Source organism: Alkalinema pantanalense CENA528, from assembly GCF_050753345.1.
GTDB lineage: Bacteria > Cyanobacteriota > Cyanobacteriia > Leptolyngbyales > Leptolyngbyaceae > Alkalinema > Alkalinema pantanalense.
This window is the reverse complement of the sequence record NZ_JBLZFX010000060.1, coordinates 24,676-35,153: the sequence shown is the minus strand read 5'-3', so window position 1 is coordinate 35,153 and position 10,478 is coordinate 24,676. Positions and strand designations below refer to the sequence as shown.

11 protein-coding genes are annotated in these 10,478 nt (G+C 49.1%); 5 read left to right on the top strand and 6 right to left on the bottom strand.

What is annotated here, in order from left to right; translation table 11 throughout:
* Positions 1-195 precede the first annotated feature (195 nt).
* The 3 genes from ACN4EG_RS17965 to ACN4EG_RS17955 are packed head-to-tail and all read left to right on the top strand — an operon-like array spanning position 196 to position 3,593.
* Entirely contained in the window at positions 196-690 is a 495-nt protein-coding gene (locus ACN4EG_RS17965; protein WP_431631479.1) for a ferritin-like domain-containing protein, read from the top strand.
* A gap of 49 nt (positions 691-739) precedes the next feature.
* A complete protein-coding gene (locus tag ACN4EG_RS17960) occupies positions 740-1,327 on the top strand; it encodes an HMA2 domain-containing protein (RefSeq protein ID WP_431631478.1) in 588 nt (195 codons plus the stop codon).
* Between the two features lie 4 nt (positions 1,328-1,331).
* Complete coding sequence (locus ACN4EG_RS17955) at positions 1,332-3,593, top strand: heavy metal translocating P-type ATPase (protein WP_431631477.1); 2,262 nt, start codon at positions 1,332-1,334, stop codon at positions 3,591-3,593.
* A 715-nt stretch (positions 3,594-4,308) separates the two neighbouring features.
* On the opposite strand, the gene ACN4EG_RS17950 is transcribed toward ACN4EG_RS17955, so the two are convergent.
* The 6 genes from ACN4EG_RS17950 to ACN4EG_RS17925 form a co-directional block, all read right to left on the bottom strand.
* Complete coding sequence (locus ACN4EG_RS17950) at positions 4,309-4,653, bottom strand: DUF5132 domain-containing protein (protein ID WP_431631476.1); 345 nt, start codon at positions 4,651-4,653, stop codon at positions 4,309-4,311.
* A gap of 159 nt (positions 4,654-4,812) precedes the next feature.
* Positions 4,813-6,576, bottom strand: coding sequence for a SulP family inorganic anion transporter (locus ACN4EG_RS17945; protein ID WP_431631475.1), 1,764 nt, complete (start codon positions 6,574-6,576; stop codon positions 4,813-4,815).
* 9 nt (positions 6,577-6,585) lie between these two features.
* Complete coding sequence (locus ACN4EG_RS17940; protein ID WP_431631474.1) at positions 6,586-7,284, bottom strand: MBL fold metallo-hydrolase; 699 nt, start codon at positions 7,282-7,284, stop codon at positions 6,586-6,588.
* A 176-nt stretch (positions 7,285-7,460) separates the two neighbouring features.
* Positions 7,461-7,898, bottom strand: coding sequence for an ArsR/SmtB family transcription factor (locus ACN4EG_RS17935; RefSeq protein ID WP_431631473.1), 438 nt, complete (start codon positions 7,896-7,898; stop codon positions 7,461-7,463).
* 231 nt (positions 7,899-8,129) lie between these two features.
* Complete coding sequence (locus tag ACN4EG_RS17930) at positions 8,130-8,618, bottom strand: DUF6691 family protein (protein ID WP_431631472.1); 489 nt, start codon at positions 8,616-8,618, stop codon at positions 8,130-8,132.
* Between the two features lie 16 nt (positions 8,619-8,634).
* Positions 8,635-9,066: a YeeE/YedE family protein gene (locus tag ACN4EG_RS17925; RefSeq protein ID WP_431631471.1), complete on the bottom strand. Its 432-nt coding sequence runs from the start codon at positions 9,064-9,066 to the stop codon at positions 8,635-8,637.
* Between the two features lie 450 nt (positions 9,067-9,516).
* Between ACN4EG_RS17925 and ACN4EG_RS17920 the strand changes: the two genes are divergently transcribed.
* Positions 9,517-9,729, top strand: coding sequence for a YgaP family membrane protein (locus ACN4EG_RS17920; protein ID WP_431631470.1), 213 nt, complete (start codon positions 9,517-9,519; stop codon positions 9,727-9,729).
* Positions 9,730-9,848: 119 nt separating this feature from the next.
* Positions 9,849-10,382 (top strand): cytochrome b6-f complex iron-sulfur subunit, encoded by a 534-nt coding sequence (gene petC / locus ACN4EG_RS17915; RefSeq protein WP_431631468.1) that lies wholly within the window; start codon positions 9,849-9,851, stop codon positions 10,380-10,382.
* Positions 10,383-10,478: the final 96 nt, after the last annotated feature.

Here is a 10,478-nt window from a genome sequence, read left to right as displayed (position 1 = left end):
GCTCCAGACCCTGAACCCACTATGGCTTCATACCGTCAATCGGAACAATCCTTGCAGCGTGAATTCACTGTCCTCAAGCACATTCCGGCTTTCTAGTTTTGTCAGTCAAGCAGGACTGTGACCTCACCGATCGCCCAACCATAATCGTCCTGTTGCCATTGGCCTGAAACTCAACGTTTTCTGGAGGGAGCCATTGTGGAACGCCTAAACACTGCCTTAATCGAAGCCCTGAACGACGAATATAAAGCGCGGGCTACTTATCGAGCAATATTGGACAAGTTCGGAAACATTCGACCGTTCGTCAATATCATTGAGTCTGAGGAGCGCCATATCCAGGCCCTACTGCTTCTCTTTAGAAAATATGGGCTGCCCATTCCCCAAGATCCCTGGGACGGATGTGTGGCAATTCCTGCATCGGTGCAGGAAGCTTGCCAGCAAGGAGTGCAGGCAGAAATTGAAAATGCCGCACTCTATCATCGGTTGCTTGATCTGAGCCAGGGATATCCAGATGTACAAACTGTGTTTCTAAACCTGCAACGTGCCTCTCAAAATAACCATCTCCCAGCGTTTCAACGCTGTGCAGCCCGTGAAACTCCAGGGGATTTTCAGCGCCGGGGGCGAAGGTCACGAGGCGGTCAGAGACGGGGAAGGTGTTATCGGGATTCCCCCTCGCTGCTTGACGCTAGGTAATGCCCCAACCCTTGAGGATTTTGATGAAATATCGGGAGGATGACTCACCATGACTGATGCTGCAGCAATCCCACAACCCCAAACCTCAGAGACGTTAGATCTCATTCCACGGATCGGCCATTTTTTAGAAGAATATGGGGAAATTGCAACCATTTTACCAGTTTTGGCAGGGCTATTTGTGACCAGCCGTCTACAACTGCGGGGAGCGTCTGCTCTATTAGCGAATTTAGCGATCGCGGCGCTCATTCGTCAAGGCGTCATCCAACTGAAAAAACAATCCCAATCTACCCCCACTCCGTTTGTAACCGATATCCCTTTCACCAATAGCCAACATCCCAATGGCACTGCTGCGCCAACAGTGGATGATTACACGATCGTCCATTCCACGCTAGGACGCATTCGGTTACGCATTCCTCGCATTACCAGGGACAGTGCCTATGCTAAGCGCTTGGAAAAGTTATTACGAGCGGATGAGCGGGTGAATAGTGTCAGATTAAACCGTGCCGCTGCTTCCTTAGTGATTCACTACGATGGTGTTGGGGTCTCCGAATTGGAGTTAGGCATGCGCTTGTTACAGATTTTAGAGCAAGCCGAAACACTTTCTTCCCATCCCAACGATCCCCCTCCTCAGTCCTAAGGTCATGGTTACCTTTGCCTCTTTGCTGGCCCGTCAACCCACCCCGCCCCGTCCTCGGGATCTCCTGACTTGTCAACTAGTCCATGCTATTCCCGGCAGAGCGCGATTTCGCATTCCCCAACTAGCGAGACAGCCTCAAATCGCCACTCAATTAGCCCAACGTCTTAAGGGGATTGCTGGCATTCTTGCGATCCGGATTAATCTATCCGCTCGATCGCTGATCATTCATTATGAAGTCCACCATCCCATTGCAGATTCCCTTGAAACTTGGTTAAATGAACAACTTCTCCATGGGCAGACAGGGTTTCAGGCGGCGATCTCCATGGTTCCCCCACCTCCAATTACGGAATCTGCAGCGACGCCAACCGCAACAGCCCTGGCTCCCCAGTTCCCGACCCATGCCCCTCCCGGCGACACTTCGCCCTGGTCTAGCCTGAGTCTGCCAGCCAGTGCAGCCCTATTGGCTGTAATCTGCCAATTGCCGCCGTTAACCTTGCTCCGGCCCCTAGCTATGACAACCTTGCTAGCGGCGGCTTTGCCCATTTTGCAGCGAGCCTTACAAAGCCTATTCATTCAACAACGATTAAACATTGATTGTTTGGATGTCCTTGCCCTGAGTTTAAGTAGTTTGCAGGGAAAATTATTGACCCCAGCCTTGGTTATTACATTGCATGAATTGGGGGATGTCATCCGGGAGCAAACTGCTCGATCGACTGAGGTGCGGACGATGAACTTGAGAGATGCCATTGGACACTATGCCTGGGTGAAATATGGTGATCAACCACCCCAGCAAGTCCCCAGCGATCGGGTACAAGGGGGCGATCAGGTGGTGGTCTATCCCGGTGAGCAAATTCCTGTGGATGGCACCGTGATTCAAGGTGAGGCTATTGTGGATCAACAAAGTCTTACGGGAGAAGCGATGCCCGTGGTGCGTCGTGTTGGACAATCCGTGCTAGCCTCCACCTTGGTGCGCTCTGGGCAAATCTATGTGCGGGCCGATCGAGTCGGCAACCAAACCCGTGCTGCTGCGAGTCTGGCCCTGTTGGAAAAGGCTCCGGTGTACGACACTCGAATGTCTAACTATGCAGAAAAGGTGGCCGATCGACTGCTTTTCCCCTCGCTGGGCTTGGCGACCCTGGTTTTGCTGCTCACCCGTGATCCCGCCAGAGCCGCGTCAATTTTGACCCTAGATTTTGTCACAGGAATTCGGGTTTCTATTCCCACCGCATTTCTCAGTGCTCTGAACCACACCACTCGCCATGGTGTTTTAGTTCGTAGTGGACGAACCCTAGAACAACTCGCTGAAGTCGATACCATCGTTTTTGACAAAACTGGAACCTTAACGCAAGGGGCAATTTCGATTACCGGTGTGCGAACGGTGGCAGGAGGATTACCCGCTGATACGATTCTGCAATTGGCAGCAGCAGCAGAACAGCGCTTGAATCATCCTGTGGCAGAAGCGATCGTCCAATATGCCCAGCAACGTCATTTAAAGATTCCTCTGCGTCAGGAATGGAGTTATGAGGTGGGTTTTGGGGTGCGCGCCCAGATTGAAAATCGGCAAGTCTTGGTCGGTAGTCATGCATTTCTGCAACGGGCGGGGGTGACGGGGAATCTGGGTCTGTGCGCAGACCCAGATTCCCATGACTCCGCCATTTACATTGCCTGTGATCAGCAATTTCAGGGCGTGATTCAATACACCGATCCCCTCCGTGCAGAAAGCCATCGTCTGATTCAAACCCTGCAACAGGTTTATCAAATTGAGGTTTATCTCTTAACGGGAGACAATGCCCAGCGAGCCAACCAAGTCGCGCGGGAATTGGGGATTCCTAGCGAGCAGGTGTATGCGGAAGCCTTTCCTGAACATAAGGCAAGAGTTGTGCGTAATTTACACCGTTCTGGGCGGACTGTGGCCTTTGTGGGTGATGGGTTAAATGATTCCGTGGCCCTAGCCTATGCGGATGTGTCCGTATCCTTTGAGCATGGTTCGGAAATTGCCCGAGAAACGGCAGATGTGGTGCTGATGAATAATAATCTGCTGGATTTACTAGAAGCGATCGCGATCTCCCAGCAAACCCGTGCCCTAATTGACCAAAATACAACCCTTGTGGTTGCGCCCAATCTGATTGATCTCGGTTTAGCCACCACGGTGGGTCTGAATCCCCTCGCAGCCACTGCGATTCATAATGGTTCGGCGATCGCGGCTGGACTCAACAGTTTACGTCCACTGTTACAACATCAGATGGAACAATCATCCAATTCATAATGCCTCCCACTGCACCCTAGAATGGTGTAGTGCAATGGCATGTTCCATGGATTTAGTAATCACTACTATTACAAGATATTTCTAATAAGCTAAAAAGACTGTTAACCTGAAGTTAGATTCTTTGCTCCCTTGCTTAGGAACTGTTTATGTCTCTAATTCACCTTGAAAAGTCAGTGTTAACCTTCCACTTGAAGGAGATCTTGGAAGATGGTCATGGTAATCATCCCTTAACCTGGTTGAGTTTAGGTCTTCTCCTCTTGGCTCCTACCTTGTTTGCTCCTCTCACCAAAACCTCCACAGCATCCCGGCGAACCCTTCACGATACGGCACGATCGGGACATCTCCACATGCCCTTATCCCAATGGGTGACTGAAATTCAGTCGCAACAAATGAATGCTACAGAGTCTTCCTCTCGCAACTCTTTAGTCCCTTATTCGGTTTACCCAATGGCCTCTCACCCAGTCTCCCTACATAATCTCCCTGCATAATTTGCCTCAGATATAATCTCCTTCAGACCTCTGTCGATGGCACTGTTCTACGCAACCTTCAACGATTGGTCGGTCAACAATTGGTTGGTCAACGATTGGTTGGTGCTCGATGCTGTAGCTTCATGACCAAAACAGAACCAGGGAAATAGGTTGAGTTTCCCTGGTTTATCATTCATCTGAAGTTAACGCTTTCTCTAATTGGCTTGAATTCTTCAGATCCCTGTTCTCTATTCGCTTTGGGTTAACACAGGCTGCTGAGGAAGGGGTTCCTTGGACACCGATGGTTGAAATGTCATTCGTTTTTCGGATTCCGCTAATGCTTCCGCTTTGGCTTCTGCCGCAATATCTGCAAGAAGTTCTCCGGTCTCAGCCAACAACGCTTTTGTATTTTCCAAGACGGTTAAGCTTGTTTTGATTGTTGTTTTGAGCAGGGGTTTCACTAAGGGCAAAATAACTGGAGTAAGGGCTACCGTTGCAACGCCTACTGCAATGACTTTAGTGCTGGGATGGGCTGCTAGCTCCGAAACTCGTGCTCTTAGGCCGACGGACGAAGGGGATATTGAGTGCCACATATCTCTACCTCATTAAGCCCTTTTATATAGGCTGTATGCGTATATATCATTATAAATTAACGACACTAAGACTAGCCGAATTTTAAGAAAGCTGTAGCATTCGCTTTGTGTGATCCTTAATACTAAATTGATTGATCAATTTCGATCCATAGTGTTGAATTAGATGCCCCCTAACTGTCGCATCGCCTGATCGGTGGTTAAAAAGAAGTGATCCCGCCCTAAATAATCGACAAATCCCACTTTTTCTAGCTTATCCATCACGGGGCCTTTCACTTCAGACAGATATAACTGAATGCCCGATCGATTCCAGTCCGCAATCAGATTTTCCAAAACCTCCAACGCACTCGCATCAATTAAATTAATCGCACTGCACACTAATAAGACAGTGGTCACCGCAGGCTGCTGGGCAAGGGTTTTCAGCAGAAAATCCTCCAAAAACCGAGCATTGGCAAAATACAAACTGGCATCCATGCGTACCGCCAAAACCGTGGGGCAGGTCTTCACTGGATGGCGCAGGACATTACGAAAGTGCTCGGTTTGTCCCAATCGACCGACGATCGCGATGTGGGGGCGGCTTGTGCGCCAGAGATGCAACGCCAAGGCCACCACAGCCCCAAAAATCACGCCTTTTTCCACACCAACCCCTAGGACGGCAGTGAAGGTGATTAACCAAGCGATCGCGTCGGCTTTGTCATAGCTCCACATGCGGCGTAGGGTCGCAAAATCAACCAGCTTATAAACCGCCATGATGATAATGGCAGCCAAACAGGTTTGCGGTAGAAAATAAAACAATGATGTCAGAAACATGACCGTGATCGTGACAAAGATCGCAGTCATGATTGAGGCTAACCCAGTATTTGCCCCTGCTGAAAAATTCACCACCGATCGACTGAGGCCCCCCGTGACGGGATAGCCCCCCGCCAACGCCGCCCCCCAATTGGCCATCCCCAAAGCAATTAATTCCTGGTTCGCGTCCACTTTTTCTCGGCGCTTGCTAGCCAACGCTTGGGCACTGCCAAACCCTTCCATATAGGCCACGAGACTAATCATGAGTACCACGGGCAGGAGGGTTTGCAATGTCGAACCGGACACGATCGGCAATTGAAAACTGGGTAAACCGGCTGGAATCTCACCGACCACTTTAATACCGAGGGTTTGATCTAAGCGCAATGCCCAAACAATGATTGTGCCCAGTACCACCACCAGCAAGGGTGCTCCCTTGGATAACGGTAAGATTGTTTGGTCACTCCAGCCCCGGCGTTGCAGTTGCTTCACTAATGGATTCCCGCAGTACAGCAGGATGGCCAAACTCGCGAGGCCCAACCCTAGCGTACTCCAGTTGACTTGATTGAGTTTTCCAAGCAACAGGGGCACCAATTCCAGAACTGTTTCTGTATGGGGAATTTTGAGACCGAGTAAATGTTTGGCCTGACTCAAACCAATAATTAAGGCAGCACCGCTAATGAATCCAGAAATCACCGATCGGCTCAGGAAATTCACTAAAAAGCCTAAGCGAAATATTCCCAGTAACAGTTCGATCGCGCCTACTAGAAATGCTAACAAGGTCGCTAGCAATAAATAGTCAGCACTACCCTGGGGAGCTAGTTTAGCAATGGCAGTCGCAACCATTAGAGAATCCACTGCCACTGGTCCCACCGCTAAGACAGAACTGGTACCAAACAACGGATAGAGAAACGGGGGCAAAAGACTGGCATATAGGCCAATATGGGGCGGCAAACCCGCTAATAGTGCATAGGCCATGCTTTGGGGAACTAACAAGCTAGTGACAATAATGCCTGCGGTTAGATCCCCCACTAAATCCTGACGCCGATAGCGCGGCAACCAATTGAGAACCGGGAGATACTGTCGTAATACGGGGGATCGCAATACCCCCTGTCGGAAGAAACCCTGTTTTACTTTCATACTGTCTCTTTAGCCAACCGTCGCCACTTGACCACAGGCTTGATTGGCCGGGACGGCTTCCATAATTTTTTTCGGATCGGGCAGATTGAGACTCTGCATGAATTCAATGAAGGTGTCCCGAGTCCGTCCTATGAAGCGAGGATTCCACTGCTTTTCTTCACCGATCGTGGATACCGCATGACCGCGATAGTCATGGCCGGGATAGACTAATGTGCTATCCGGCAAGGTAAACAGCCGCTCGGTTACAGAATCATAGAGCGTACCTGCATCCCCGCTTTGAAAATCCGTACGCCCACAACCCCGAATAAAAAGGGCATCTCCCGTTAATACATGAGTGCGATTGACCAGATAGGCCATATGACTATCGGTATGACCCAGTGTGGCGATCGCTTGAATCTGCACTTCTCCCACAGTCAGCGTTTCGCCGTCTTGAATTTCTCGGTTCGCACAGGCTACTGCTGCATGTTCAGGCACAATGCCTTCGCAGCCCGTCAGTTCCCGCAGTTTGCCCGTTCCCGTAATATGGTCAGCATGGACATGGGTTTCTAGGCAATATTTCAACGTCAAACCCAATTCATTCAGCAGTTTAAGATCCCGTTCCACTTGTTCTAAAACAGAATCGACTAAAACAGCTTCTTTAGTATTGAGATCAGCAATCAGATAAGTGTAAGTCCAAGTTTCCCGATCAAAAAGTTGACGGAATAACATATTGTTTCTCCTGGATAATTGGGTGATGCGATCGATTGCAGACAAAACACTGAAGCGCTCATCATCCTTGGAGAAGCCCGACTACTCGTCTGTAACTCAGTGATTGGATTAACCTCAGTGATTAGATTGACCTAGTGACTGGATTAATCCAGTGATCAAGTTAACCGAGACGTTTTTTAACGGAGTTGCCGGAGCGTCGTTAGCTGTTGCAATTGCTGGCTTTGTTGCTCCATTTGGATAGAAAGCGCATCACAGACCAAATCACAAAGCTCAAATAGAAATGGATTCGCAATGCTGTAGTAAACACAAACACCTTGCTGTTCACGGGCAACAATTCCAGCCTGAGTCAGCATCTTGAGGTGCTTGGAAACATTGGCTTGTCCCAACCCCGTTTCTTCAATAATTTCAGTGACGTTCTTAGATCCCTGCTTCAAACTACAAACAATCTGCAACCGACTAACTTCTGAGAGAACTTTAAAGAACTCTGCCATTAAACCCAACGCCGCCGGAGACAGCTTTGAGATGCCACAATCATCGGAAGCTACAAGACCTGTAGACACGGGAATTGATGGAACAGGTTGAATTACGGGTTGGACGATCGCTTTACGAGGCATAGGAGTTCAGGGATACAAAGAAAGAGATAGGAGTTCAAGACCGCATAATCAAGCTAGATCCCCGTCGGATGCACTGAAAAGCTCATCGAGAGGCAAGCTGAGCTATAGGCTTGACCATGAGATGGACAAGTTACTAGCTTTATTATATTACCAAATAGTATTATTTAGGCCACCTCCTTTTTGTATATTTTCAGTCACCTACCACCTGGCTTTTCCGTTGAGGGAGGTTTTCTATTGGTCGCTTGGGGAGAAGCGTTTGGGTGAGTTGTTCACGATCGTAGAAAACCACTTATAGGCGAAGGAACCCACGACAAAACTCAGCATAAACAGCATAGGATTCCAACTTCCCAGCACCCAAGCTGTAATTCCTGGCCCTGGGCAATACCCTGCAATGCCCCAGCCCACCCCAAAAATGGCGGCTCCCAGCACTAGGGGGAGATCAATTTCTCGTTTTGTGGGTAGGTAGAATTTTTCTGCAAACCAGGGATGGGGCAGTCGCAAGACAAAGCGAAAGGCAACGATCGTGACGCTTACAGCCCCGCCCAATACGAAGAGTAATGTGGGATCCCATCGACCTGCAATGTCTAGAAAACCCAACACACGATTACGATCGATCATCTGCGAGAGTCCCAATCCCAACCCGAAGAGAATTCCTGCAAGCAATGCAATGCCATTTTGTTTCACAATGCGTCTCCGTTGGCGTTGTTGAAGGATGTTCATGGTTTCAATACATTTATTAATTGACGACATGCCGGATAATAAACACCGTGATAAAAGCAGTGGTTAAAAACGTCAGGACTGCTACGAGCGATCGTCCTGAAAGTCGCCCCAAACCACAAACCCCGTGGCCACTGGTACAACCGCTTCCCATGCGAGTTCCAATACCCACTAACACGCCACCCATTCCCATCACCCAAGGTGCAAAGCTAGAAGTTGGTGTCGGATGAGTCGCCACTCCATACTCATAAATTGCACCACCTAGCAGCATTCCCAGCAGAAACAGCGATCGCCAAGCTTCCTTTTGGGGCGATTCGATCGCGCCGTTCACAATGCCGCTAATCCCAGCAATGCGCCCATTGAAGGCCAGCAAAATCGTACTGCTGACTCCAATCAGCAAACCACCTAACAACGCCGTTATCCAGTTAAATTCTGCCATCATGATCGTCATTTAAGATTCCAAGCCACTGTCTAGCCTTCCAAACCATTGATCTACCCAGAATCCCTGTCTCGATCAACTCAGATCAATCCATCTCCGTTCGCAGCAGTCGGCGCTTTGCCCTTTGAGGATGAACCTACTCTCTATTTAATAGCATAAAAAACTTGCTTTTACAACTGTTTAGTTATACTGTTGAATAGTAGGATTTCATTGAACCCCTGTATATCCGCAGCGTTACTGATTTCAAGGATGATTTTGCCCTCCCTTCACCCTCATGTTTCTAGTCAGGAAGCCTAACCTCACGGCGACTGGGGAGAGAACTATCGGATTCATGCACTCATCCGTCACGGGGTTGGTTACGGGGATAAGTGCAGGGAGCAGTCGGGAGAATTACCCTGCTCCGGAAAATTGTGAAATCCTATCGAGTTTGTGTTTTCGATTTTTTAGAATTTAGGAGTTGATATGTTGAGTAATGTAGGTACAGTCGATCGTTTAGTTCGTTTACTATTTGCAGGCATTTTCCTCTATTTAGGTTTGATTGTTTATGCAGGCTCTGCCGTTGGCATTGCTTTTGATATTGCCGCAGGAATTCTGGGCTTAACTGGACTCTTCGGATTTTGTGGCCTGTATGCCTTACTGGGAATGAATACCTGCCATCGAACTAATTCTAATTAGTATCTATCTGATGCCCGAGAACCAGAGACTCTAATCAGATTCCACAGAATATAAAACAGACCATGACAACCCTGGGATGGTCAATGGCCATCCTTCCGTTTTTCTAGGAGTTACGCCCCATGAATCCCGATCTTTCCCTCAATGAGCCATCTTTATCGCGTCGCCAATTTCTTAACTTCCTAACGGGGGCCGTTGTTGCCAGCGCGATCGGTGCGGCATTATCCCCTGCGGCACAATTTTTCGTGCCCCCTAAGGAAACCAGTGCGAACGGAGGATCCTTAGCAAAAGATATCCTTGGCAATCCCATTCCAGCTAGCCAGCTTTTGGCGGAGGCTCCTGGTACCCGTGCTTTAATTGCGGGACTTGCTGGGGAACCGACCTATCTTACGGTACGAGAGGATGGCACGATCGATCCCCAGGGAATTGTGAACAATTGCACCCATTTAGGCTGCACATTTCCCTGGAATGGAATGGATCAACAGTTTCAATGTCCCTGCCATGGCTCTCGGTATGATGAAACGGGTCAGGTATTGCGGGGGCCAGCCGATCGTCCGCTCAAACTGGTTCATGTGGTTGTTCAGGACAATGCGATTTGGCTATTCCCCTGGGCAGAAACCGATCCCAGAACCCAAGAACGGCCTTGGTGGGTTTAATGAATCATGTAGTATTGCTGAGTTTCAATCCCTAAAAGGGGTTCAGGCATTTTCGAACACTAGTCGCAGTACGTTTGAGTACAGCCAAAGGCCCAG

Bases quoted from the DNA above. Each gene is read 5' to 3' on its own strand.
- ACN4EG_RS17960 (WP_431631478.1), top strand. From the start codon at position 740: ATGACTGATGCTGCAGCAATCCCACAACCCCAAACCTCAGAGACGTTA.
- ACN4EG_RS17955 (WP_431631477.1), top strand. From the start codon at position 1,332: ATGGTTACCTTTGCCTCTTTGCTGGCCCGTCAACCCACCCCGCCCCGT.
- ACN4EG_RS17950 (WP_431631476.1), bottom strand. From the start codon at position 4,653: ATGTGGCACTCAATATCCCCTTCGTCCGTCGGCCTAAGAGCACGAGTT.
- ACN4EG_RS17945 (WP_431631475.1), bottom strand. From the start codon at position 6,576: ATGAAAGTAAAACAGGGTTTCTTCCGACAGGGGGTATTGCGATCCCCC.
- ACN4EG_RS17940 (WP_431631474.1), bottom strand. From the start codon at position 7,284: ATGTTATTCCGTCAACTTTTTGATCGGGAAACTTGGACTTACACTTAT.
- ACN4EG_RS17935 (WP_431631473.1), bottom strand. From the start codon at position 7,898: ATGCCTCGTAAAGCGATCGTCCAACCCGTAATTCAACCTGTTCCATCA.
- ACN4EG_RS17930 (WP_431631472.1), bottom strand. From the start codon at position 8,618: ATGAACATCCTTCAACAACGCCAACGGAGACGCATTGTGAAACAAAAT.
- ACN4EG_RS17925 (WP_431631471.1), bottom strand. From the start codon at position 9,066: ATGACGATCATGATGGCAGAATTTAACTGGATAACGGCGTTGTTAGGT.
- ACN4EG_RS17920 (WP_431631470.1), top strand. From the start codon at position 9,517: ATGTTGAGTAATGTAGGTACAGTCGATCGTTTAGTTCGTTTACTATTT.
- petC (WP_431631468.1), top strand. From the start codon at position 9,849: ATGAATCCCGATCTTTCCCTCAATGAGCCATCTTTATCGCGTCGCCAA.